Consider the following 24,258-nt stretch of genomic DNA (forward strand, 5'->3'; position numbering starts at 1 on the left):
GTGCGTTGCGTCTCAACGCGCGGTCTTGAGCTCGGTATAGGCGGCGACGACCGCCTGCAAAGCCTTTTCGTGGCGGCGATCGCCGCCATTCTGGTCGGGATGGAACTTGCGCAGCAACGCGGCATAGCGGCGGCGGATCGTCGGACGGTCGGCATCGGCGGGAAGGTCGAGCGTCTTCAGCGCGCGGTCGCGCGGCGTTTCGACGGCGCTGCGCCGGGCGCGGTCGTAAACGCTCGCGCGGTCCTTGACCCCGCCGCGAATGCCCGCGCCTATGGCGTCGAGCGGGTCGGCAAAATTGGCCCAGCGCGGGACGGGATCGGCGCCCTTGCCGGCAAAGGCATGCGTCTCGCGCTCCCAGCCGCCATAAGGGGTTTGCGCGGCCGAAATCTCTTCAATCGTCATGCCCGCGAAATAGTTGAAACCCGCATTGAACGCGCGAACATGGTCGAGGCACAGCCAGCGCCAGCGATCGGCGCCGCTCTCGCTGCCGCCGCCGACGCGGCCCGGCGCGCGGAACTCGCCGGGCTCGTCGCAGCCCGGGACCTGGCACGGTCGCGTCCCGTCGCCGACGCGTCCATGGAAGCGATTGGGGCGGCGGCTGGCGGAATCGGAAGAGGAAGAACGGGACAGGGTAAGGCTCGGCGCTGGCGTTATCGGGGTAGGCGATCCTATATAGGCGCTATGACCGATAGCGAAACCACCCGCGGCTCGATCGCCGCAGAGATCGAGGCGTTGCTGGCCGACGCCTTCGCCCCCCAAACCCTCGTCGTCACCAACGACAGCGCCAGGCACCACGGCCATAGCGGCGACGACGGATCGGGCGAATCGCATTTCTCGATTGAAATCGTCAGCGACGCGTTCGTGAACACATCGCGGCTCGATCGGCAGCGGATGGTCAATGCCGCACTCGGCGACCTGCCCGGACAGCGCGTCCACGCGATGGCGATCAAGGCGCGGGCGCCGGGCGAGTGAGCGCCGCACCGGCCAAGGTGAATATCGCCGCGGCGCTGGCCGGCATCGACGACCACTGGAACCCGCGCATCGCCGCCGAAGTCAACGGCACGCAGGTCAAATTGGTCAAGTTCGCTGGCCGCTTCGACTGGCACAGCCATGCCGAAGAAGACGAGCTGTTCCTCGTCATTTCCGGGACCATGCGGATGCACCTGCGCAGCGGCGCGGTCGATGTCGGGCCGGGCGAGTTCATCACGATCCCCCACGGCACCCAGCACTGTCCCGAAGCGCTCGACGGCGAATGCGCGGTGATGCTGATCGAGCCCGCCGCGACGCTCAACACGGGCGATACGATTACCGACAGGACGCGGAAGGAGTTGCAGCGGCTATGAGCGATTCGATCATCCAGACGATTACACCGACGACCCATGACCTGGGCGATTTCAAGGTCCGGCGGACCTTGCCGAGCCGGCCGCGGACGATGGTCGGGCCGTTTATCTTCGTCGACCAGTTCGGCCCGGCGCAGTTCGACCTCGGCGGCGGTATGGACGTCCGTCCGCATCCGCATATCAACCTGTCGACGGTGACCTATCTGTTCGAAGGCGCGATCGACCATCGCGACAGCCTGGGCACCGTCGCGACGATCCGTCCCGGCGCGGTGAACCTGATGACCGCGGGCAGCGGAATCGTCCATTCCGAACGCTCCCCAGCCGCCGAACGCCGCCGCGAGGACGGCAGCGCGATGGGCCGGATCTCGGGCATGCAGACCTGGCTCGCCTTGCCCGACGGCCGCGAGGAGATCGCGCCCGCCTTCCAGAACGTCTCGGCCGAAGACCTGCCGATCGTCGAAGGCGAGGGTGTCCGCGCCCGCGTCATCATGGGCAGCCTGTGGGGAAAGACCGCACCCACGACGCAGCACGGCGCGACGATCTATGCCGACATCCTGCTCGATGCCGGAGCGTCGGTTGCGATCGAACCGGACGCAGACGAACGTGCGATCGTCGTCGCGCTGGGCGATGCCAGTCTCGACGGCGCGGCGCTCGAACGCCACGCGCTCTACGTCCTCGCGCCGGGTCAGGCGATGACGCTCAAGGCGTCGAGCGATGCGCGCGTGATGCTGCTCGGCGGCGAGGATTTCAAAACCCCGCGCCATGTCTGGTGGAATTTCGTCTCGTCGTCGCGCGAGCGGATCGAACAGGCGAAGGACGACTGGCGCGCGGGCCGCTTTGCGATCGTTCCGGGCGATTCGGAAGAATATATTCCGCTCCCCGAGGGCGCCCCAAAGACGGTGAGCTATCCATGACCGACATTGCCGAATTCGCGCTTCAACGCGTTGCCCTCGCCACCGGGGTCGAGCTCGATATCGTCGATACGGGCCCCAAGGATGCGCCCGCGCTGATCTTCCTCCACGGCTTTCCCGAATCGCACCGGACGTGGCGTGAGCAGATCGGCGTGTACGCGAAAGACTATCGCGTCATCGCGCCCGACCAGCGCGGCTATTGCCAGTCGTCCAAGCCCGAAGGCGTCGAGAATTACACGCCCGACAAGATCGCCGCCGACGTTTTCGCGATCGCCGATGCGCTCGGCGTCGATCGCTTCACCGTCATCGGACATGACTGGGGCGGGGCGATCGCCTGGCTGGTCGCGCTGATGGGCGGGCCGAAAGAGGCGGGCGGCAATGGCCGCGTCGAGCGGCTCGTCATCCTGAATGCGCCGCATCCCTATAAATTCCAGCAGGCGGTGTTCGACGACGAGGGCCAGCGCGCCGCCTCGCAATATATCCGCGATTTCCGCGATCCTGCCAACGACGCACTGATCGCCGAGCAAGGCATTATCGGGATGCTGATGAAGGCGGTGCGGTGGGAGCGCAGCACCGCGCTGACCGGGGAAGAGAGCGCGCTGATGTTGCGCAACTGGCAGGAGCCCGGCGCGGCGATGGGCATGCTCAACTGGTACCGCGCGACGCAGCTTGTCGTTCCGGCAATGGGCGAAGAGGCTGAGCGACCGGCGCTGCTCGACGCGCCGTTTCCCACGATCGCGGTGCCCACGCTCGTCATCTGGGCAACCGGCGATCTTGCGCTGCGCCCCTGCCTGATCGAGGGCCTCGACGACTATGTCGCGGACCTGACGCTGGTGAAGGTCCCCGATTGCGGGCATTTCGTCCCGTGGGAGGCGCCCGGGGCAGTCAATGCGGCGATGTCCGACTGGTTGGCGAAAACCGCCTAGCCTGCATCCCATTCGATCCACGCGCCGTGCGCATGCGCGGTGGCGAGCTGGGTCCAGTCGGGCACGGCGGGCCAGTGTTGGACGCGCAACTCGTGGCGAAAGTTGGTGCGATTGGCCTCGAGCATGATCCACGCCAGCGGGGCGTCGGGTGTCGCGCGTGCGCCCGCCGCCGCCATCGCCACCTTGACCCGCTCGCGGCTCGCCTCGGGAACATATTGCCAGACGATCGAGTGCATCAGGACGCGCGTCGTACCCGCCTGCTGCGGCGCGGCGAGCATGGCTTCGACGAAATCGGCGGCGTCGGCGCGCACGAGATCGAGCGCGGCGCGCTGCGCCTCGACGATCGCGGCCTCGAACCGGGCAAAGCGCTCCTTGTGCTCGGGCCAGATATAGGCGCGCAACCGATCGGCCTGCGCCGGATCGGTCAGATCGACCGGAGCGGCATCGCAGCCCTTTGCGCCGAGAATTGCGATGTGCTGATCGGGCGGCGGCGATCCGCGCCAGTCGGGCGCAAACTGCATGGCGGCGTCGGCGGGCCCGACGATCACGCCGCCAAGATCGTAGCGATAGCGATCGAGCATCAGGTTGATGCCCGCGCTCGACCCGATCTCGTGCAGCGCGAACCGCGCTGGCAGGCCTTGTTCGGCGAGCCAAAGCAGTGCGGCGATGAACCCCGCCGATCGCCCCGCCTCGTTGGTCTGCGGCGGGCTGTCGAGCCATGGCAGCAGCGCATAGCCGCGTTCGGCGATGATCGTCGCGATGGCCTTGCGGACGGCAAGATCGCGCGCGACGCCGGCATAGGCCTGATCGAGCTCGGGCGCCTTGCCGGCGAGGTGGAGCGCATGAAAGCCCGCAGCACAGCGTAGCGGCAGCGCGTCGGCGAGCGGAGCGCCCTGCCAGCCGAGAACGCGCTGGCCGAACACGCTGTCGTCGTCGATCGCGGCGGCGATGCCGGCGACGATCGCACCGGTGATCGGGGCGCCGTTCGCCTCGCAATAAGCGACCTGGTTGGCGAAGGCGGCGCGGACATCGTCGGGGCTGGTCATGGCCGCGCTCATGCCAAGCCGGGCACATGGCGTAAAGTGCAGCTTTGCTTTCGGACGCAACGCAATCTAGAGAGCGGCGCATGTCCGCATCCAAACCCAATCCGCGCAGTGCCGCGCGTCTCGCCGCCGCCCAGGCGCTCTACCAGCGTGAAATGGAGGGCGGCGAGCTTGCCCCGCTGCTCCACGAGTTCCACGCCCATCGCCTCGGCGCGTTGATCGAGGACGACCAATATGCCGAGGCCGATCCCGATTTCTTCGACGATGTCGTCGCCGGCGCGGTCGCGCGCGCCGATGACATCGACGCGGCGATCACCGCCAAGCTCGCCAAGGGCTGGAGCCTGGCGCGCCTCGACAAGCCGATGAAGGCGATCCTGCGCGCCGGCGCGTACGAGCTGATTGCGCGACCCGACGTTCCGCGCGCGACGGTGATCAGCGAATATGTCGAGGTCGCCAAGGCATTCTACGACAAGCGCGAAAGCGGCTTCGTCAACGGCCTGCTCGACGCGATTGCCAAGGATGTGCGTGGCTAAGGCTGTCTTGCCGTACCGCTCTATGGAGGCGAAATGACCGGCGAATTCAGCTTTATCGACCGGCTCAGGACATTCGCGACGCATCCTGCCGCGCGCGGGCTGGCCGACGATGCCGCGGTGCTGTCGCTGCCCGCGGGCGAGATCGTCGTGACGCACGATATCCTCGCCGAGGCTGTCCATTACCTCCCCGACACCGCGCCCGACGACGTCGCGGCGAAGCTGGTTGCGGTCAACCTGTCCGATCTTGCCGCCAAGGGCGCGCGACCGCTTGCCGCGCTGCTCGGCTACACGCTGGGCGAGAGCGCGTGGGACATGGCATTTGCCGCAGCCCTGGGCGAAGCCCTCGCGCGCCATGACCTGCCGCTGATCGGCGGCGATACGGTGCGGCTGGTGGCCGGATCTCCGCGCGTGCTGGGCCTGACGCTGGTGGGCGCAGCGCCCGCTGGCGGAGCGCCTGCACGCAGCGGCGCAAAAGCGGGCGACGCGCTCTGGGTTACCGGGACGGTCGGCGACGCAGGCGCAGGGCTCGCGCTGTGTCGCACCGGCGCTAGCGAACCCGCCGAACTGGTCAGAGCCTATCTTCGTCCGCATCCGATGCTTGCCGAAGGGCAGGCGCTCGCCCCCCAGGTTACCGCGATGATGGATGTTTCCGACGGCGTGTTGATCGATGCGGCGCGCATGGCGGCCGCTTCGGGGCTGGCCGTGCGCATCGCGATCGACGCGCTGCCGCTGTCGGACGCGCTGCTTGCGCACGCCGGGAATGACTGTGATGCCAGGCTGGCGGCCGCGACTGCGGGCGACGATTACCAACTGCTGTTCGCGCTGCCCACCGGTCAGACTCCCATTGTCGCTGCCACGCGTATCGGCGCATTGGCCGAGGGCGAGGGGATCACGCTGAGCTGGCAGGGTGCGCCGCTGACGCTGCCCGATTCGCTCGGCTTCGCGCACTGATCGCCAGCGACTCGCGGGGTGCCGTGCCGAGTGGCTTGCCCTCCCTCCCAATTGCCGACATAAGTTAGCCCACGTCCCCGTTCGGGGATGATCAAGCTATTGGCCAGGGGGCTGCCGACAGCGAAACCCGCGTTCCAAGACGGGGAGCTGATCACCGGTGCCGTCCCTTGTGCCCAGGGGAAGGAAGACACCAATGACCATCGTTACCATCGCCATAGTGTGCGGCATCATCGCCGTGCTCTACGGCCTCATTACCAGCCGACAGGTGCTCGCAAGCTCCGCCGGCAGCGAAAAGATGCAGGAAATTTCCGCCGCGATCCAGGAAGGCGCACGCGCCTATCTCGGCCGGCAGTACCGCACCATTGCGATGGTCGGCATCGTCGTCGCGATCCTCGTCGGCATCTTCCTCGGACCGCTTTCGGCCGCAGGCTTCGTCCTCGGCTCGGTCCTTTCGGGCGCCGCGGGCTTCCTCGGCATGAACATCTCGGTCAAGGCCAACGTGCGCACCGCCGAGGCGGCGCGCAACTCGCTGCAATCGGGCCTCACCGTCGCGTTTCGCGCGGGCGCCGTCACCGGCATGCTCGTCGCGGGTCTCGCGCTGCTCGCGATCGCGCTGTTCTTCGGGTATCTCACCAGCATCAAGGGTGATGCCAGCAACAGCCGCGAAGTCATCGACGGCCTGCTCGCACTCGCCTTCGGCGCCTCGCTGATCTCGATCTTCGCGCGTCTCGGCGGCGGTATCTTCACCAAGGCCGCCGACGTCGGCGCCGACCTCGTCGGCAAGGTCGAGGCGGGTATTCCCGAGGATGATCCACGCAACCCCGCGGTCATTGCCGATAACGTCGGCGACAATGTCGGCGATTGCGCCGGCATGGCGGCCGATCTGTTCGAAACCTATGTCGTTACCGTCGGTGCGACGATGGTCTCGATCGCTCTGCTCGTTACCGGCCTCGATGCCGCCGCGCTCGACAGGCTGATGGCGCTGCCATTGCTGATCGGCGGCGTGTGCATCATCACCTCGATCATCGGCACCTACATGGTCCGCCTGGGCAGTTCGCAGTCGATCATGGGCGCGCTCTACAAGGGCTTCCTGACCACCGCGATCCTGTCGATCCCGGCGATCTGGTGGGCAACGGGCTATGCCATCGGCGACATGAACACCGCGATCGGCGGCGGCCTGACCGGCGAAGGCGCCTTTACCGGCATGGACCTATTCTGGTCGATGATGGTCGGCCTCGGCGTGACCGGACTGATCGTCTGGATCACCGAATATTACACCGGCACCAACTACCGCCCGGTTCGCTCGATCGCCAAGGCGTCCGAGACGGGCCACGGCACCAACGTCATCCAGGGCCTCGCAATCTCGCTTGAAGCGACCGCGCTGCCGACACTGGTGATCTGCGTCGGCATCGTCGTCGCCTACCAGCTCGCCGGGTTGATCGGGATCGCCTTTGCCGCGACCGCGATGCTTGCGCTTGCCGGCATGGTCGTCGCGCTCGACGCTTATGGTCCGGTCACCGACAACGCCGGTGGCATCGCCGAAATGGCGGGCCTCGACGAAAGCGTGCGGACCAAGACCGATGCGCTCGACGCGGTCGGCAACACGACCAAGGCGGTGACCAAGGGCTATGCGATCGGTTCGGCGGGGCTTGCCGCGCTGGTGCTGTTCGGGGCCTATACCGAGGATCTGAAATACTTCTCGCCCGACCTCGGCATCACCGAAACGCTGACCTTCTCGCTCAGCAATCCCTATGTCATCGTCGGGCTGCTGCTCGGCGCGCTGATGCCGTATCTGTTCGGTGCAATGGGGATGACCGCGGTCGGCCGTGCGGCCGGTGCGGTGGTCGAGGAAGTGCGTGGCCAGTTCCGCGACAATCCCGGGATCATGGCAGGCACGTCGAAACCCGATTATGCCCGCACCGTCGATCTCGTCACCAAGGCGGCGATCAAGGAGATGGTGATCCCGTCGCTGCTGCCGGTGCTTGCGCCGATCGTCGTCTATTTCGTCGTCGAAGCGGTGGCCGGGCAAGCCAATGCCTTCCAGGCGCTCGGTGCGTTGTTGCTCGGCGTGATCGTCTCGGGCCTGTTCGTCGCGATCTCGATGACCTCGGGCGGCGGCGCATGGGATAACGCCAAGAAGTACATCGAGGACGGCCATCACGGCGGCAAGGGCAGCGAAGCCCACAAGGCCGCGGTGACCGGCGATACCGTCGGCGATCCGTACAAGGATACGGCGGGCCCGGCGGTCAACCCGATGATCAAGATCACCAACCTGGTGGCCTTGCTCCTGCTCGCCGCGCTGGCGCAGAACGCGGTCGGCTAAACCGACGCGCATCTCGCGCAATAAGCAGATACAAAAACCCCGTCCGGTGCAAATCGGGCGGGGTTTTCGTTTGATATAATGGTCATTTGACAATAGGTTGGCCATTAAATCGAGTGTTGGGGGAAAAAGCATGACCTTTCGGTATCAACTGCGTGACTGCGCAGTTGGAGTATTGTTCGCAGTTGGATTATTCGCGCCGCTTACGGTGCAAGCGGCCAATACGCCCAAAGTCATGGCTGATGGCATCGCTCCGCTTGAAGCTTTTAAATTTCATCCCGATTTCGATTCTCCGCGCATTTCTCCAGATGGCCAACGTATCGCCGCAAAGATGAATGTCGACGGCGAGGAATGGCTCACGATCCTTGACGTGTCCGGCAAGGGCGCCAAGCCAATTCCGGTGGCGAACGATGGAGCGTTCGACAAGACCGGTGACAAGCGCATTGCGTCCTGGACCTGGGCCGACAGCGACAATCTCGTACTCACCATTACCGAGCGGGTCGATTATGCTGGCCAACCGGTGGATGCGAGCGCGCTCGCCGGATTCTACGTTCCTGACCGTAAGATTACGCCATTGGGGTGGGATACCAATTTCGTATTCGGTGGCAATATCCTGTGGACTGACCCGAAAGGATCGGAAGAAATTCTCGTGTCGCGCTGGTCAAATCGCTACGGAACGGAGCGCCTGACCAAGCCGGAAGTCATCCGCATGAATGTGCGAACCGGTAAATTCGAGACTGTCGAACGGCCCAATCCGGTGATTTCGGGATGGTCTGCAGATGGTCACGGCCAGGTCCGCATGGGTGTATCCAGCAATTCGGACTCGGGTCAGCTGCGCGTGCTTTATCGCGCCCCCGGCGAAAGCAATTATAAGACGATCATCAAGCAAAAGAGCGAGAAATATAAGACCATCCCGACGCCCGAGATCTTTCTGAAGGACGGCAAGACGGCGATCGCACTGAGCAATCATGAAGGCTATGAAGCCGTCTACAAACTTGATCTCGAAACGATGGAGCTGGGCGACAAGGTGTTCGGCGTCGACGGCTATGATGTGACCGGCGTATCGGGCGGCAAGAATGGCGACGAATTGGCGGCCGTTTATTATGCCAAGGACGCCAGCGGCGAAGTCAAATATTTCGAACCCGATTTGGCCGAGATTCAGAAGCTACTCAATGAGCTGCATGGCGGAAAATCGGTTACGATTTCTTCGACCAATTCAGACCGGACGCGCATTCTCTATTCGGTTTCCTCGGCCGCAAACCCCGGGGCGTTTTACCTGTTTGATACCGACACAGGCAAAGTGAATTTGATCGGCTACAACAATGCATTAATTGGCAATGTGGCGATGAATCCCGCTCGCGTAATCCGATACCAGGCGAGTGACGGAAAGATGATTGAGGCTATCCTGACCATGCCCCGCCATCGTAGCGGAACCAAGCCGTTGCCGCTGATCATTAATCCGCATGGGGGGCCCTGGGCACGAGATTATTTAGCATACAATCCAGCCTGGGCGCAGCCGCTCGCAGAGATGGGCTATGTCGTTATTCAGCCGAATTACCGCGGTTCATCGGGCTATGGCCATGATTGGGAAGCGGCAGCAGACGGCAATTGGGGTCTTCGGATGCAGGATGACCTTGATGATGCCATCACCTATCTGGCCGCTCAGGGAATTGTTGATCCCAAACGGGTATGTATGCTGGGTTGGTCCTATGGCGGCTATGCGTCGGCCCGCGCAGCACAGCGTGACGCCGACAAATATCGTTGCGCAATAGCGGGCGCCGGGCCGTACGACCTGCGCGAAATGGTCAAGCACGATAAGGATTATCTGGGTAGATACGGATCAACCTACATTGGTGAAGCGGGTCTGCTAGACGCAATATCGCCGGCGCTGCACACCGATGGTAAATGGGCACCGATTCTGATTGTCCACGGCAAGCGTGACGAGCGAGTCCCGGTCGAGCAGGCGCGCGAATTGGTCAATCACCTCAAGAAATCGGGCAAGCGTGAGGGGATCGACTTCGAATACCTCGAACAGGCTCGCAACACGCACCATTTCCCGCTCGACGAACAGCAGACGGAGTTCTTGAAAGCGAGCAAGGCTTTCCTCGATAAGCACAACCCTGCCTTCATTCCGTCCGACGCGGACTATAAACTTGGTGCCAAGATTGATGACGCCATGCGTTGAGAATGGTGGATGTGAGCTATCCACCTGTCCGGTTAATCTATCCCGTCCGGCGGTGCCGGGCGGGGTTTTTTCGTACGGGATGACGTGTCTGCCAGTTCGGCGGACTGCCACGATTTTTTAAGCTCCTGCTGCTATGGCGAGACGAGATGAAAGGCTTCGTTCCCCAGCTTGTTTCGGCGATTCCGGTATTGCCCGCCTATGTCGAGGGCAGGGCTGCGCCGCTGCGTCGGACCGATGGCGGCATTCGCGTCGTCGCTGTCGGCGAGCTTGGCGAGGGATTGGGCGCGACATGGGATGCCCTGTCGGCGCATGCGGCAGAGCCCAATGTCTTTGCCCGGCGCTGGTTTCTCGCGCCCTCGCTGGCCCATTGCGCGGCGTCGAACGCGGGCGAGCTCGTCGCGCTGATGCGCGGCGATGAGGCCATCGGCCTGGTCCCGCTGGCGCGCGAAACGCATTACGGCCCGATCCCGGTGGCGCATGTCGCCGACTGGACGCACCCCAACATGTTCCTCAGCGGCGCGCTGATCGCGCGCGGAGAAGAGCGCGCGGGATGGACCGCGCTGCTCGATATGCTGGCCGGACGCGGCGAGCATTATGCGCTGTTCGGTCCGTTCGATCGCGACGGTCCGGTGGCGCGCGGACTGGTCGCAGCGGCAGATGAAGCGGGCTATCGCTGCCGGTTGGTGCGGCAGGAAAACCGCGCCCTGCTGCACAGCGCCTTGCCGAGCGATGCCTATTGGCAGGCCGCGCTGCCGGGCAAGAAGCGCAAGGAATTGCGTCGGCAGGAACGCCGGCTGGGCGAGCTTGGCGTGCTTGGCTTCGACTGGCTCGAAGACGATGCCGACCTGGCGCACTGGTGCGACGACTTTCTGGGCCTTGAGAATGCCGGGTGGAAGGGCCGCGAAGGTTCGGCGATGGCATCGGATGCCGCTACCGAGCGTCTGTTTCGCGAGGTGTTGAGCGGCGCGCAGGTAGCAAAATCGCTCGCAATGTGCCGCCTGACGCTCGACGGACGGCCGATCGCGATGCTGGTGACGTTGATGGCCGACGGCGCGGGCTTTTCGTTCAAGACCGCCTATGACGAGACGCTCGCCGCCTATTCGCCCGGCGTGCTGCTCCAGCATTACAATCTCGATCTGCGCAGCCGCGCGGGCCTCGACTGGATCGACAGCTGCGCGCGGCCCGACCATCCGATGATCGATGCGCTGTGGAGCGAGCGCCGCGCGCTTGCCTGGTATGCGGTATCGCTATCGGGCGGGGTGCGTCGCTGGGCGTTCGACGCGGTCCACGCGCTCAAGGCGCTGAAGCGGCGCCTGCGTGGCCTCCCTGCGTTGCACGACAGGACGACGGAGGAATTTGTATGAACGCGCCAATGCCGACAGCTGTGTTCGATTCCGCCGCGCGATCGGCGTTCGCCGCCGCCTATCCCGAGACCTCGATCAAGCTCACCCACGGCCTGCGCGAGCATCGCCTGCTGGCGCTCGACGCGCTTGCCGACATGGCGGCCCGCGTGGCGCCGGGCGACATCGAATATAATCGCGGCGACCTGCCGACCGGGATCGCCGCCGAGGATGTCCCCGCCAACGGCCTGTCGATCGGCGACACGATCCGCACGATCGATACCAACGGGTCGTGGATGGTGATCAAGTTCATCGAGAAGCTGCCCGAATATCGCGCGCTGCTGCTCGACCTGCTCGGCGAGATCGAGCCGAGCGTCAGCGCGACGACCGGCGAAATGCTGACGCCGCAGGGGTTCATCTTCCTGTCGTCGCCGGGGTCGATGACGCCGTTCCATTTCGATCCCGAGCACAACATCCTGCTGCAGCTGCGGGGCCACAAGACGATGACGGTGTTCCCGCCGGGCGACGAACGCTTTGCCGATCCGACCGCACACGAAACCTACCACCGTGGTGGCCCGCGCAATCTCGCCTGGGCCGAGGCGATGGCGAACGGGGGCACTCGCGTCGATCTCGCGCCCGGCGAGGCGGTCTACGTTCCCGTCATGGCGCCGCATTTCGTCCGCAACGGCGATGCTGCCTCGGTCTCGCTGTCGATCACCTGGCGTTCGGAATGGAGCTATCAGGAGGCCGACGCGCGCTGCACCAATGCGATGTTGCGGCGGATCGGCCTCAACCCCGCACCGCCGCCGCGCTGGCCGCACCATTCGGCGATCAAGGCCAATCTCTGGCGCGCCGCCCGCCGATTGCGCCTCGTCGCGGATTAGGCACGCGCGACGGCGCTTTCCTTTTCCGGCCGATGCCGCTATGCGCGCCATCGCGGCAATCCCCGCGCGACTGCAAACCCATGAGGATCGATGGCCAAGGAAGAACTGCTCGAAATGCGTGGAACCGTTGTGGAATTGCTTCCCAACGCGATGTTCCGTGTTCGCCTCGAGAACGACCATGAAATCCTCGGCCACACCGCGGGCAAGATGCGCAAGAACCGCATCCGCGTGCTGGTCGGCGACGAAGTCCTGTGCGAGCTGACGCCGTACGACCTGACCAAGGGCCGGATCACCTATCGCTTCATGCCCGGCCGCGGCGGCCCGACACCCAACGCCTGATTCGCCCAACGCCTGATCCGACGGCGCGCGGGCTGCGTCATCGCCACGAAGGATCCATGCGCCTCATTCTCGCCTCGTCATCGCCGCGCCGGCTCGATCTGCTCGCCAGTATCGGCATCGTGCCCGATTCGGTCGCCAGCCCCGATATCGACGAAACTCCCCGCAAGGCAGAGGTGCCGCGCCACTATGCGCTGCGCCTTGCCGCCGAAAAGGCGCGCGCGGTTGCGCGATCCGATGACGAGGTCGTGCTTGCGGGCGATACCGTCGTCGCGCTGGGTCGCCGCATCCTCGACAAGGCGCACGACGCCGACGATGTCGCCAGATTTCTCGGCCTGCTGTCGGGTCGCCGCCACAGCGTGCTGAGCGCAATCGCGGTGATCGACGGGGCAGGGCGCGTGCGCACGCGCATCTGCGAAAGCACGGTCCGCTTCAAACGCCTCGCGAGCGACGAGATCGCGGCCTATGCAGCGTCGGGCGAAGGTGTCGGCAAGGCGGGCGGCTATGCCATCCAGGGCCGCGCCGCGGGCCTGATCGCGTGGATCGAGGGCAGCCATTCGGCGATCGTCGGCCTGCCGCTCTACGAGACGCGCACCCTGCTGCGCAGTGCCGGGATCGCCTGTGGCTGAATGGCTGTATGAAGACGGGATCGGCGAGAATCGCGCGATCCTGATCGAAGACGGCGACATCGTTGCGGCCGAGGTCGAGCGCGACAGCGGCCTGCGCGTCGGTACGATCGCAGAGGCGCGCCTGATCGACGCCGATCCGCGCAGTGGCGGAGTCGTGCGCTTCGCCGACGATCATGAAGCGGTCGTCGCGCGCGTTCCTGCCGGCATCTCGATCGGCGCGAGCCTGGCGGTCGAGGTGACGCGCGAAGCGATGCCCGAACCGGGCAAGATCAAGCGCGCGGTCGCCCGGGCATCGGACGAGGCACCACGCACCGCGCCGAGCCTGTACGAGCGGATCGTCGCGAGCGATGCGCCGGTCATCCGGAGCAGCGCGCACGAAGCCGCCGACCGTTTCGAGGACGCCGGCTGGAGCGAGCTGCTCGACGAGGCGGCGACCGGCGAGATCGCTTTTACCCGCGGCGCGCTGCGTATCTCGCTCACGCCCGCAATGACGCTGATCGATATCGATGGTGCGGCGGGGGACGCCTACGCCCTCGCAACTGCGGGAATCGAGGCCGCGGCGCGCGCGATCGTCCGCATGGACATCACGGGTTCGATCGGCATCGACCTGCCGACTGTGGCCGACCGCACGCAGCGCCTTGCGCTCGCCGACGCGCTCGACGCCATCGTCCCGCAGCCGTTCGAGCGGACCGCGGTCAACGGCTTCGGCTTTCTCCAGCTGGTGCGGCGACGGGTGCGACCGTCGCTTGCCGAGCTGATGCAATATCGTCCGGTAGAGAGCGCCGCGCTGGCGCTGCTGCGCCGCGCCGAACGGTCGCGTGGCAGTGGCCCGGCGCGCCTCGTCGCCGCGCCGCCGGTCGCTGCCTGGCTCGAAGGCCGCGCGATGTTGGTCGATCAGCTGGCGCAACGTCTCGGGCGCAGCGTCGTTATAGCAAGTGGTCAAGGCGAAGGATTGGATGGCGGTTATGTCGAATGAAACGCGCGCGGCACTGGGGAAATGCCCGATCTGCAAGCAACCGGCCCAGGCTGAATTCCGCCCATTCTGTTCGCGCGGCTGCCGCGACCGCGACCTGATGCAATGGTTCGGAGAGGGCTATGCCCTGCCCGGCGCGCATCCCGCCGAGCTTGACGACGAGCCGGAAGAAAAAGACGACTTCTAAGGGACTGGACAGCGCGCCCCGCGCGCCTCTATAGGCCGCGTTCCAATGCCCATGCCCGGGTAGCTCAGTTGGTAGAGCACACGACTGAAAATCGTGGTGTCGGTGGTTCGAATCCGCCCCCGGGCACCATTTTCCAAAGAATTTCTAGTGGCACGGTGAGTGCGCGCGATCCCGACCACAGAATGGCGCAGTTGCGCTACTTCCAGGCCATCTGATTTCGCTTTGGAATTTTGAAGAGACGAATTGGCTAAGGCCAAAATCGGATAATCGGGCGCCGTTCTCGGATATCCGAATCGGCGGTCGGCCGATGCGATGCGCAGCTACCAGCAAAAATGTTAGAAACCGAGCGCCTTGCGCTGGTCCTGCCACTCTGTCGGCAAGCCCGTGGCACGAGCAAGCTTTTGTCGGTTTAGATGGACTGGCTGTCGCCCTTCTACGATCGCCGTCATTATGTCGGGCGCTAGGTAGCTGATCCGCAAAAGCACCCTGAAATAGTTGCTGGACAGTCCTTTGGCCTGAGCTAGTTCAGCAAGCGATGCGCCCTCGTTATTCTCCAGGGCATGACGAGCCATGTACGCTTTAACGACGAGCTTTATAAGCGATCGGTCGCGATGCACGATGGAGGCGTTCTGTGGAGGCTCGACAAGTTTAACTTCCTTGCCGCGACGAGCCAGTTGAACCTCGACCTTTTGGGATCTGTTTCCAAACGCATCTTCATCGAGGAACTGTATCTCGAGCCCGACTTTGGACACGATAACCTTCTCGACGCGATCGAGAACGGCTCGGCGGGTGAGCGGCAAGTTTGCGTTCTCACCTTTGGCATCAGGATAGCGCTTACGCAATTGCGCCAGAACTATGCCCTCAAGGTCGCCCGCCGGCACCCTTAGCTTCTGCCTTTTGTTACCGTTGGCTGAGGCGTAATATCGGTAACGCTTACCCCGCTTGCATGCATGATCCGCCAACATTCTGGACCCGCTGGCGTCATAGATCATACCGGCCAAAGGGCTTGGATGGTCTGCATTAAGTCCATTAATCGTGTTTGCGCGATTTTGTGACAGGAGCTCAGCTGCGGCTTCAAATGCTTGTCTATCCATGATCGCGTCGTGCTCGCCGCAGTATGATTTTCCCTTGTGGGCTACCTCGCCAAGATAAGTTCGGTTTTTAAGGATCGTATACAGCGCGCCGCGACTGAACGGGACGTCGCCGGAAATGCGACCGCCCCTGCTTCGCCGTTGGGGAGATTTTACGCCGCGCTCTTCAAGTTGCATCGCCAGAGCGGACACGGACCCGAGTGTGAGATACCGCGTGAAGATATTACGAACTGTCACGGCTTGACGTTGATCGACGACGAGGTGTCGGTCCTCGACTACATAACCAAGCGGTACCACGCCGCCCATCCACATCCCGCGTGCCTTTGATGCTGCAATCTTGTCTCGAATTCGTTCGCTGGTAATTTCGCGTTCGAACTGAGCGAACGAGAGCAACACATTGAGCGTAAGTCTGCCCATGCTGGACGTAGTGTTAAATGCCTGAGTGACGCTGACGAACGAGGCATCGTTATCGTCCAGAATTTCGATTATCCGCGCGAAGTCGGCAAGGCTGCGAGTGAGGCGATCGACCTTATAGACCACGATCACATCGATTTTGCCGGCCCGGATATCCACCATGATATGTGAAAGCCCGGGCCGCTCCATGTTACCGCCCGAATAGCCTCCGTCATCATAGTGTTCGGGAACTAAGGTCCATCCTTCGTGTCGCTGGCTTTCGATATAGGCGGCACACGCCGCGCGCTGCGCATCCAGGCTGTTGAACTCCTGCTCGAGCCCGTCCTCGGTCGATTTGCGCGTATAAATAGCACATCGACGCCTCGTTGGATCAGTTCCTGGCATCGGGGCTTGCCTTGAGTCCGAAGAAACGGGGCCCCGACCAGGCGGTGCCGGTGATCTTGCGGGCGATTTGGGTCAGACTGCGAAAATGTCGCTCTTCGAACTTAAAACCCTGATCGAGAACCTGCACCTGATAGATGTCACCGTGCCATTGACGCACCAGCCGAGTGCCGGGTTTCAGGCTCAACCCCGCACTTAGTTTTATGTCGCCGGTTTCGACTAACTCGATCGCAAACCGATCTAGCGTTCTTTGGATCGCAGGCGTTAGACCTCCTTCCATTCTCGCCTGTTTTCGCCAGACGATAGCTCGAGCGATCAAGTCTCGACCGAGCCCCTTGGGCGTGACAGTGCCCTTGTGAAGCCTTCGCCATTCAGCTCGCAATTGGCCCGCCGAGAGCTTCGCCAGGTGCTCATCGATCATCTCAGCTCTCGATACGGTAATTTGTGGCGCCGTCGTTCCGGCTCTCTTTGAGGATCGTCAGGCCCCTCTTTCGCAGGCCAGTTAAAAAAGAGCGACAGCTGTGCGGCTGCCAGTTCGTTGACGTCGCGATCTCGCCGAGCGTGGCTCCCTGATTTCGTTTGAGAAGTCGCTCAACCTTGAGCGCCTTGGTTTGGCGAGGGCGGGGCGGGGCTATTTTTTGCGCCGAAATTGAAGAATTTCGCATGATGGTTATCCTCACGGACAACTTGATTGTCGTCCCACCACGCAAAGCCTCGGGCGATTTCGCGCTGAGGCTTTAGCGGCAACGATCACTGCCGTGTGGACACCAACGCTCTGTTTGAAAGTGAAGTCCAGTCGAATGACTGCTTTGCGCCCATTGTCGGTCATAACAGCCGATAATCTCGCAGGCCGAAAGCCGCCATTCCTTGACATTGGAAGGCACAGACGACCTTGCGTCCAGATCAGGACCCAAAGTGCTTCCTGCGGACTTTGAAAGCAGCGCTTGATCTCTGCTATCTTCGCATCGATGGTGGGCTAGGACAGGGGCACTTGTGCTCCGGAACTCCGTTTCCTTCCGGCCATTTTTATTGACCGTCAGGGGATAGCATCCGGAAGGCACCGACCTCCAGTGTCCCTTCGGGGGCTAACATCACTCCGAGCGAGTGCAGGGAGCGCGAGGACAAAGTCGGCTGCCAGCAGTCTGGCCGCCGTCGCGGTCTCCGCGGGATTGGCATCGTCGTCGACCTCATAGGTGTAGGCGGGTATCGCAAAGCATTCGAAGAACCAGTTCTTAGCGGTGCCCGAGCCGGGGTTGGCGTTGCGTTTTTCGATCGTGAAGGGGTAGCCGGTGAATTGCGCTTCCTTGCCTGCTAACCAAGTCTCAAGAAAGCGCGCGTTCGTCGCTCCCGCCTCGTCACCCTGAACGTAGAACAGGTTGCGCGCGGTCGAATGGAAATCGATCATGACGACCGGCCTAGTGAGTTTGGCATGGCTGGCGAGCCAGTCGCGGACGGCGCGCGTTTCGGGCTGGGTGAACGCGCCCCAGTCGCGGTTGAGGTCGACGCCGCCGCGATTGGCGCGCCAGTGGCCGCGGTCGACGCCGTCGGGATTAAGCAGGGGGACGGCCAAAATCTGATAGCGGGTCCCGAGCAGCTTATCCTGCTGCATGCTGCGCGCGAGCGCACGGACGAACGGTTCCAAGGCATAGAATCCGGTCACTTCGGGCGGATGCTGGCGACCGAGGATGACGATCGTTGCATCTGCCGAAACATCGCCGAAGCGGATCGCCTCGATCGGCCTGCCATCGAGCGAGCGACCCAGATCGAGGCGCTCGCCGCCGTAATCGCGGACCAGGTCGCGCGCGAAGGCAGCGTAGTCGGCACTGGACAGCATTGGTTGCGCACTCACGGTTCCCGACCCTTCGGGGAGCGTGACCAGCGCGCTGCGTTCGTCATTGGCGATGCTTACCGGAAGTTCGCTGACAACGCCGTTGCGGGTCAGCTTCGGCGCATAGCGATGTTTCGCCTCTAGGTATGAAAGACGCACGGTGACATCGCCCCCAGGCTGGGCCGAGTATCGAAACGCGTACCAGGGACTGGGATTGATCGGCGGGGCGTGTTCGGGCGCGATCACCAGCGAGAAACTGCGTTCGCCTTCGATCACGCAGCGGGCCGGCGACGCACCCGGGAAATCAAATGTGAGCACGACATCCGATGTGGCGCATCGGGCCTGAGACGTTTGCGCAACGCCAGCAGGCAGGTGGGTGTCATCCTGGGATGCGCAGCCCGCAAGCGCCGCGATCAGCGAAATCATCAAGATCGCGGCGCTTTTGGACTGGATGGTCACGCGATCAGAACTTTTTTCTCAGCTCGATCGCGAACTGGCGGCCACGGGGCGAATGCAGCTCGCTGAAGTAGCCATAGGATTCGTCGGCCAGCGGTGGATCCTTGTCGAACAGGTTGTTGATCGCGAAGCGCAACCGGGTTCCGTTGAGCGGAGTTTGGTTGTTGATTTCGTATGCGATCGACAGGTTTATCGTGAACTGGTCGTCGACGGGATAGAAATTGGCGTTCGGATCGTCGGACACGATCAGATTGTCGCGGACCACGCTCGTGTCGTACACCATGCCGACATACTGGCCGAACAGTCCGACATCGACCGGTCCCTTCGACCAATTGATCGATCCGCTTGCCCGCCATTTCGGCCGCCCATCGACCTCGAGCAATTCGCCCAGCCCGCCGACGGTCACGTCGAGCGGAAGCGTCCCGGCGGCGACGCCATCGAGGATTTCCTGGCCGTCGGAGCCGGCATCCTGGACGAAGCCGAGCAGCCGCGCGGCGTTCAGCCGGATGCGGAACTTGCCCGCACCGAAATCCGGTACGCGGTAGAACAGACCGAAATCGAAACCTCGCGACGTGCGGCTGTCGAGGTTGAGATAAGGGTCGAGAACGAAGTCGATCTTGCCTGCCGGATCGAGTCCGGTTCCGGCAAACAGCGCGATATCATCGACTGTGGGGGCAAGACGCACCACGTTCGGGTTGGTGCTGCCGGCGAGGCGACGCAGCAGGTCGAGCGCAATCGCGTTATCGTCGCCGAAGGTGCCGACCAGGCCGGTCTGCTTTACACGCCAATAGTCGGCGGTGAGCGTCAGGCCGGGAATGAAGGCTGGCTCGAGCACGACGCCGAGGTTGATGCTGGTGCTGTCTTCCGGTCGCAGGCTGCGAGCGCCCGACCGGAAGCTGATGACGCCGGCACCCGGGCAGACGCCGAGGCTGGCTATCTGGCCCTTTGCGACCTGGGCCGTGCAGACTACGAAATCGTCGCGGGTGTTCGATCGGGTCGTGCCATCGTCGTTCACCTGCACCAGGTTCGGCGCACGAAACCCTTGCGACCATGCGCCACGAAATGTGACGCCGGGAATGGCCATCCACGACGCGGCGATACGCGGGACCACCGCAGTTGCCTTGATGTCGTCGAAACGTTCGACCCGGCCGGCCAACTGAAGGTTGAGCTGTCGCACCAGCGGAATATTCATGTCGGGACTAACCAAGGGCACGAACAGTTCAGCGAATGCCGAATAAACGTTGCGGCTGCCGCTGGTATCGGGTGAGGGACTGGTTCCCGCAACGTCGCTGCCGTTGAACTCGCCGGTTACGCTGTCGGTGAAGGTGATCGTGCCGTCGAGGCGCGGGTCGCGATCGTCGTAAAACGTCTCGCGCCGCCATTCGACACCAGAGGCAATGCCGACATTACCTCCGGGCAGGACAAACAGGTCGTTGCGGCTGATCTTGAAGTCGGCCAGCGCCAGGCTGGTGCCGCCCTTGCGGAACACGTCGATCCGGAAGGGGTCGATCGAGGAGGCCGGATTGGGCGTGCAATCGCCCTGACCCGGATCATCGAGGCAGCCGCCGTTGAACGGGTTGTAAGCGTCGGAGGTCGTCAGGTTGATCTGCTGCTGCATCAGCGTGAGCGAGACGCGGTTGCGGGCAAGATCGAGCGAGTTCGCTTCCGAGTAGAGGAACCCGGTATCATAGTCCCAGGCGCCGAAATTTCCACGCAGGCCGCCGACAAGGCGGTAGGTGTCCTTGTCTACCGAAACGTCGCGATTGCCGACATCGACGAAGCGATAACGCTCCATAATGACGTCTGCGCCACTGGCAGGAATCGTCGTGCCGGGCAGGCGGTTGGGACTGCCGACGGGGCCGAACGGGTTCCAGTAGGCGGTGCGCGAAATACCTACGGGCACTGCGCTGAGGATTGCCGATGCCTCGATGTTGCGACGGTTTTCCGACCGGTAGTAGCTGCCTTCGAAATACGCTTCGACGTTGTCGGTGAGTTCGTAGCTCAGCAGAGCCATCGCGTTATAGCGGTGCTTGCTGCTGATCAGATGGTTGCCGAAGTTGGTGTTGTAGCGCACGTCGCTCGTTGGCGTCGTGCCGTTTCGCGCACAGATGCCGCCGCCGAAGTCCATTCTGCACCCCGGAAACGTGCTCGGCTGGAGATAGAAGTCGTCGTCGCCGATCGGCGTCCGGTTGGTCGGTGCCTGGATATCGAACTGGCCGAACGGCCCGAAGGTGTTGCGGTTGTTGAACGAGGCATCGCCATCGAAATCGGTGCCCGCGACCAGCGGTCGGCGATCCTCCTCACCGGCATAATCGCGCTTTGAGGCAAGCAGGCCGTTCTCGCGGAAATAGCCGCCATATACGGTCAGGTTGCCGCGGCCGCCGCCGAAGTCGAAGCCCAGCCCACCGCTGATCGTATAATTGAACAGGCCGGTTCCGTCCGACAGTCGCAGGTCGCCCTCGATGAAGCCGCCCGTCATCCCGCCCTTGAGCACCGTGTTGACAACGCCCGCGACCGCGTCGGCACCGTAGATCGCCGATGCACCGTCGCGCAGGACTTCAATTCGCCGAACGCTGCCCGGTGCGATCTCGTTGGTGTCCGAAGAGACGACGGGAACGAGCAGTTCGGTCTGGTACCCCGGGTGAAGCGTCATGCGTCGGCCGTTGATCAACAGCAGCGTATTGCCGGTGCCGAGATCGCGAAGGTTGATCGACCCGACATCGCCGCGCGCGCTGTTCTGGCTCGAGTTGTTCTGTTCGTTGAAGGCGACCGTTCCTGCCTGCGGGATGGACCGAAAGATCTCGTCGCCCGAACTCGCGCCGCTGTTTTCGATCTGCTGTTCATCGACCACCGTTACCGGAAGAATATCGTTGATCTTCGCGCCCTTGATCTGGCTACCGATGACGATGATGCCGGGATCTTCTGAAACGGTCGTCTGGGCCGCACTCGGGTCGGCCGAGCCAGGCGTTGTATCTTGGGCATGGGCTACCGTTCCGCCGAGCACGGCGAGACTCGCCCCGCCCAGTAATGCCAGCCGTGCAATATTGATGTTACGCATGATTTGCTCCCCTTTACGTCGCTAATTCTTGATTGCCACCCGGTTGCTCCAGGCATTGAATAGTTCGGGCCACTGGTTGAGCGTCTGTTCGGGCGTGCCGAGGCCCCAGCCATGACCGCCATCGGCGAAAATGTGCATTTCGACGCTCGCCTTGGCCGCGGACAAGGCGGTGAACAGGGTAAGATTATGCCCCGGCGGCGTCGTTAGATCGTCGGCCGCGGAAAACAGGATCATCGGCGGGGCGTCCTGTGCCGCATAGGTGTCGAGCGACCAGACATTTTCCGCCGCCGCGTTGGGCGTTGACCCGATGATTTCCTTGCGCGTGCGCGTTGTGTCGAACGGTTTGCGCAGGCTGACGACGGGGAACAGCAGCGCGGCAAAATCGGGCCGCGCGCTGACCGCCTCAAATTGATCCTTACCCGCGTACAGCGCGCGCGCGGCCTGGAGGGCGGTGAAGCCGGCCAGATGGCCACCCGCCGACATGCCCATGATCCCGATCTTGTCGCGTTCGATGCCAAACTCGCTCGCGCGGCTACGGACGATCTTCATCGCGCGCTGCGCATCGGCAAAGGGGGCGGTCGCCTCCCAGCCATCATTGGGCAGGCGATAGATCAGTTCGAAAACGGTATAGCCGTTGAGCTGAAGCCATTGCGCGGCGGGCGTGCTTTCTTTCCACAGCTGGATGCGGAAATATCCGCCGCCGCCGCACACGATGACCGCCTTGCCGTTGGGCAGATTGGGGCGATAGACGCGCATTCGCGGCGTCGCGATGTTCGACACCGCGCCATAGCCTGCGCCCGCTTCGCCGATTTTTTCAGGTCCGGTCACACCGCCTTTGCCGGGCGCCTTGCCCTGCCAGAGCAGGATTTCCTCGCCGGTATGCGCACGGGCCGGGGTTGCAATCGAGGCAAGCGCGCCCGTCGCAATCAGCGCGCCGCCGCCGCCGAGGATCGAACGCCGGTTGATCATGCTGCCGTCTCCAACTGTGCGTGGACCGCCTCGCTAATCGGGCCGCTTCGCTCGTGCCGTTCGATGTCCTCATCGACCAGTGCCATCGGGCGGCCGGCCATCGCGGCGGCGAGGCGTTCGGTGTCGAGCGCGCCCTCCCATTTGGCGACGACGACGGTAGCGACCGCATTGCCGATGAAGTTGGTCAGCGCGCGACATTCGCTCATGAAGCGGTCGATGCCGAGGATCAGCGCCATGCCCGCGACAGGCACCGACGGAACCACCGAAAGTGTCGCGGCAAGGATAACGAAGCCCGCGCCGGTCACGCCTGCCGCGCCCTTCGAGCTGATCATCGCGACGAGCACGAGCGCCAGCTGCTCCCCGATCGACAGCTCGATCCCGACCGCCTGCGCGATGAACAATGCGGCGAGCGTCATGTAGATGTTGGTACCGTCAAGGTTGAAAGAATAACCGGTCGGGATGACCAGACCGACCACCGCCTTGCGGCAGCCGGCAATCTCCATCTTTTCCATCAGGCTGGGCAGTGCCGCCTCGGACGATGACGTGCCGAGGACGAGAAGTAGCTCTTCGCGCAGATAGCGGATCAGCCGCAGGATCGAGAACCCGGCTAGGCGCGCGACGACGCCGAGCACGACGAGGACGAAAAGCAGCGAGGTCAGGTAAAAGGTCCCGATCAACGCGGCGAGGCTGGCGAGCGAACCGATGCCGAACTCGCCGATGGTAAAGGCGATCGCGCCGAATGCGCCGATCGGGGCGAGCTTCATCAGCATGTGGACGAGCTTGAAGATCGCCGCGCTGAGCGACGACAGCACGTCGAGCACAAGGTCGCTGTGCGGGCGTGTCGCGGCGAGCGCGATGCCCGACAGGATCGCGACGAGCAGCACCTGGAGGATGCTGCCCTCGGTCATCGCGCTGAACAGCGTCGTCGGGATGATGTCGAGGATGAAACCCCAGATCGTCTGGTCGTGCGCGGTCTGCGCATAGGTTTCCACCGCGGAGGCGTCGAGCGTGGCGGGATCGATGTTGAGGCCCGCACCGGGCTGGACGACATTGGCTACGATCAGCCCCAGAATGAGCGCCAGCGTTGAAAAGAACAGGAAATAGATCATCGCCTTGCCAGCGACACTGCCGACCGCGCTCATGTCACGCATGCCGGCGATCCCCGTTGCGACGGTCAGGAAGATTACCGGCGCAATGATCATCTTGACCAGTTTGATAAAGCCGTCGCCGAGCGGTTTGAGCGAGACACCGAAGTCGGGGTAGAGATGGCCAATCAGAGCGCCGAGCGCGATCGCGCCAAGCACCTGGAAATAAAGTTGGCGATAGAACGGCCGCTTCACGCGTCCTTCGGCCGGCCTGCGGCCAGCGTCGATTTCGACCATTAAGCATCCTCCAGCCGCCTATTATCGGCGGTCTGTTGATGACTATAGCGCCGTTCAAGAGCCAGCGCATCGAAGTCGGGCAAAAGCCGAAAACCACGGTTTTTAGCCATTCCCAAGTTAG

23 protein-coding genes and 1 tRNA gene are annotated in these 24,258 nt (G+C 63.4%); 15 read left to right on the plus strand and 9 right to left on the minus strand.

What is annotated here, in order from left to right; all coding sequences use genetic code 11:
- Window positions 1-12: 12 nt before the first annotated feature.
- On the minus strand, window positions 13-630 hold the full coding sequence (locus tag FSZ31_RS03125) for a J domain-containing protein (RefSeq protein ID WP_147122524.1): 618 nt from the start codon (window positions 628-630) through the stop codon (window positions 13-15).
- A gap of 51 nt (window positions 631-681) precedes the next feature.
- Between FSZ31_RS03125 and FSZ31_RS03130 the strand changes: the two genes are divergently transcribed.
- The 4 genes from FSZ31_RS03130 to FSZ31_RS03145 are packed head-to-tail and all read left to right on the plus strand — an operon-like array spanning window position 682 to window position 3,177.
- Window positions 682-972, plus strand: coding sequence for a BolA family protein (locus FSZ31_RS03130; protein WP_147121574.1), 291 nt, complete (start codon window positions 682-684; stop codon window positions 970-972).
- A complete protein-coding gene (locus tag FSZ31_RS03135; RefSeq protein ID WP_147121575.1) occupies window positions 969-1,343 on the plus strand; it encodes a cupin domain-containing protein in 375 nt (124 codons plus the stop codon). The genes FSZ31_RS03130 and FSZ31_RS03135 overlap by 4 nt, the downstream gene beginning before the upstream one ends.
- Window positions 1,340-2,254 carry a pirin family protein gene (locus FSZ31_RS03140; protein WP_147121576.1) on the plus strand — a complete coding sequence of 305 codons (915 nt, stop codon included), beginning with the start codon at window positions 1,340-1,342 and terminating at the stop codon, window positions 2,252-2,254. Before FSZ31_RS03135 ends, FSZ31_RS03140 begins: the two co-directional genes overlap by 4 nt.
- Window positions 2,251-3,177 (plus strand): alpha/beta fold hydrolase, encoded by a 927-nt coding sequence (locus FSZ31_RS03145; RefSeq protein ID WP_147121577.1) that lies wholly within the window; start codon window positions 2,251-2,253, stop codon window positions 3,175-3,177. Before FSZ31_RS03140 ends, FSZ31_RS03145 begins: the two co-directional genes overlap by 4 nt.
- On the opposite strand, the gene FSZ31_RS03150 is transcribed toward FSZ31_RS03145, so the two are convergent.
- Window positions 3,174-4,223, minus strand: a complete 1,050-nt coding sequence (locus tag FSZ31_RS03150) for a DUF2332 domain-containing protein (RefSeq protein WP_147121578.1) — start codon at window positions 4,221-4,223, stop codon at window positions 3,174-3,176. The two genes, FSZ31_RS03145 and FSZ31_RS03150, sit on opposite strands and share 4 nt — an antisense overlap.
- An 80-nt stretch (window positions 4,224-4,303) precedes the next feature.
- Here FSZ31_RS03150 and nusB point away from each other — a divergent pair, with 80 nt between their 5' ends.
- The 11 genes from nusB (at window position 4,304) to FSZ31_RS03205 (ending at window position 14,687) form a co-directional block, all read left to right on the plus strand.
- On the plus strand, window positions 4,304-4,753 hold the full coding sequence (gene nusB, locus FSZ31_RS03155; protein WP_147121579.1) for a transcription antitermination factor NusB: 450 nt from the start codon (window positions 4,304-4,306) through the stop codon (window positions 4,751-4,753).
- 33 nt (window positions 4,754-4,786) lie between these two features.
- Window positions 4,787-5,704 (plus strand): thiamine-phosphate kinase, encoded by a 918-nt coding sequence (gene thiL / locus FSZ31_RS03160; RefSeq protein ID WP_147121580.1) that lies wholly within the window; start codon window positions 4,787-4,789, stop codon window positions 5,702-5,704.
- A gap of 193 nt (window positions 5,705-5,897) precedes the next feature.
- Window positions 5,898-8,027 carry a sodium-translocating pyrophosphatase gene (locus tag FSZ31_RS03165; protein ID WP_147121581.1) on the plus strand — a complete coding sequence of 710 codons (2,130 nt, stop codon included), beginning with the start codon at window positions 5,898-5,900 and terminating at the stop codon, window positions 8,025-8,027.
- A 130-nt stretch (window positions 8,028-8,157) separates the two neighbouring features.
- Entirely contained in the window at window positions 8,158-10,209 is a 2,052-nt protein-coding gene (locus FSZ31_RS03170; protein WP_147121582.1) for an alpha/beta hydrolase family protein, read from the plus strand.
- Window positions 10,210-10,355: 146 nt separating this feature from the next.
- A complete protein-coding gene (locus tag FSZ31_RS03175) occupies window positions 10,356-11,573 on the plus strand; it encodes a GNAT family N-acetyltransferase (protein ID WP_147121583.1) in 1,218 nt (405 codons plus the stop codon).
- Window positions 11,570-12,433: a cupin-like domain-containing protein gene (locus FSZ31_RS03180; RefSeq protein WP_147121584.1), complete on the plus strand. Its 864-nt coding sequence runs from the start codon at window positions 11,570-11,572 to the stop codon at window positions 12,431-12,433. Before FSZ31_RS03175 ends, FSZ31_RS03180 begins: the two co-directional genes overlap by 4 nt.
- A 90-nt stretch (window positions 12,434-12,523) precedes the next feature.
- A complete protein-coding gene (gene infA / locus FSZ31_RS03185) occupies window positions 12,524-12,772 on the plus strand; it encodes a translation initiation factor IF-1 (RefSeq protein ID WP_147121585.1) in 249 nt (82 codons plus the stop codon).
- A 56-nt stretch (window positions 12,773-12,828) separates the two neighbouring features.
- Complete coding sequence (locus FSZ31_RS03190) at window positions 12,829-13,398, plus strand: Maf family protein (RefSeq protein WP_147121586.1); 570 nt, start codon at window positions 12,829-12,831, stop codon at window positions 13,396-13,398.
- A complete protein-coding gene (locus FSZ31_RS03195) occupies window positions 13,391-14,374 on the plus strand; it encodes a ribonuclease E/G family protein (RefSeq protein WP_147121587.1) in 984 nt (327 codons plus the stop codon). Before FSZ31_RS03190 ends, FSZ31_RS03195 begins: the two co-directional genes overlap by 8 nt.
- On the plus strand, window positions 14,364-14,558 hold the full coding sequence (locus FSZ31_RS03200; RefSeq protein WP_147122525.1) for a DNA gyrase inhibitor YacG: 195 nt from the start codon (window positions 14,364-14,366) through the stop codon (window positions 14,556-14,558). The genes FSZ31_RS03195 and FSZ31_RS03200 overlap by 11 nt, the downstream gene beginning before the upstream one ends.
- Before the next feature lie 53 nt (window positions 14,559-14,611).
- Window positions 14,612-14,687 (plus strand) — tRNA-Phe (locus tag FSZ31_RS03205).
- Window positions 14,688-14,893: 206 nt separating this feature from the next.
- On the opposite strand, the gene FSZ31_RS03210 is transcribed toward FSZ31_RS03205, so the two are convergent.
- The 7 genes from FSZ31_RS03210 to FSZ31_RS03240 form a co-directional block, all read right to left on the minus strand.
- Window positions 14,894-16,447 (minus strand): recombinase family protein, encoded by a 1,554-nt coding sequence (locus FSZ31_RS03210; RefSeq protein ID WP_147121588.1) that lies wholly within the window; start codon window positions 16,445-16,447, stop codon window positions 14,894-14,896.
- On the minus strand, window positions 16,434-16,865 hold the full coding sequence (locus FSZ31_RS03215; protein WP_147121589.1) for a DUF2924 domain-containing protein: 432 nt from the start codon (window positions 16,863-16,865) through the stop codon (window positions 16,434-16,436). Before FSZ31_RS03215 ends, FSZ31_RS03210 begins: the two co-directional genes overlap by 14 nt.
- A gap of 1 nt (window position 16,866) precedes the next feature.
- Window positions 16,867-17,109 (minus strand): DUF3489 domain-containing protein, encoded by a 243-nt coding sequence (locus tag FSZ31_RS13095; protein ID WP_147121590.1) that lies wholly within the window; start codon window positions 17,107-17,109, stop codon window positions 16,867-16,869.
- A 371-nt stretch (window positions 17,110-17,480) separates the two neighbouring features.
- Window positions 17,481-18,548 carry a M14 family metallopeptidase gene (locus FSZ31_RS03225; protein ID WP_161595928.1) on the minus strand — a complete coding sequence of 356 codons (1,068 nt, stop codon included), beginning with the start codon at window positions 18,546-18,548 and terminating at the stop codon, window positions 17,481-17,483.
- 187 nt (window positions 18,549-18,735) lie between these two features.
- Window positions 18,736-21,786 carry a TonB-dependent receptor domain-containing protein gene (locus FSZ31_RS03230; protein WP_147121592.1) on the minus strand — a complete coding sequence of 1,017 codons (3,051 nt, stop codon included), beginning with the start codon at window positions 21,784-21,786 and terminating at the stop codon, window positions 18,736-18,738.
- A gap of 21 nt (window positions 21,787-21,807) precedes the next feature.
- Window positions 21,808-22,755, minus strand: a complete 948-nt coding sequence (locus FSZ31_RS03235) for an alpha/beta hydrolase (RefSeq protein ID WP_147121593.1) — start codon at window positions 22,753-22,755, stop codon at window positions 21,808-21,810.
- Complete coding sequence (locus FSZ31_RS03240; RefSeq protein ID WP_147121594.1) at window positions 22,752-24,137, minus strand: dicarboxylate/amino acid:cation symporter; 1,386 nt, start codon at window positions 24,135-24,137, stop codon at window positions 22,752-22,754. The genes FSZ31_RS03235 and FSZ31_RS03240 overlap by 4 nt, the downstream gene beginning before the upstream one ends.
- Window positions 24,138-24,258: the final 121 nt, after the last annotated feature.

The sequence above is a fragment of the Flavisphingopyxis soli genome, assembly GCF_007995095.1.
GTDB classification, from domain to species: domain Bacteria; phylum Pseudomonadota; class Alphaproteobacteria; order Sphingomonadales; family Sphingomonadaceae; genus Flavisphingopyxis; species Flavisphingopyxis soli.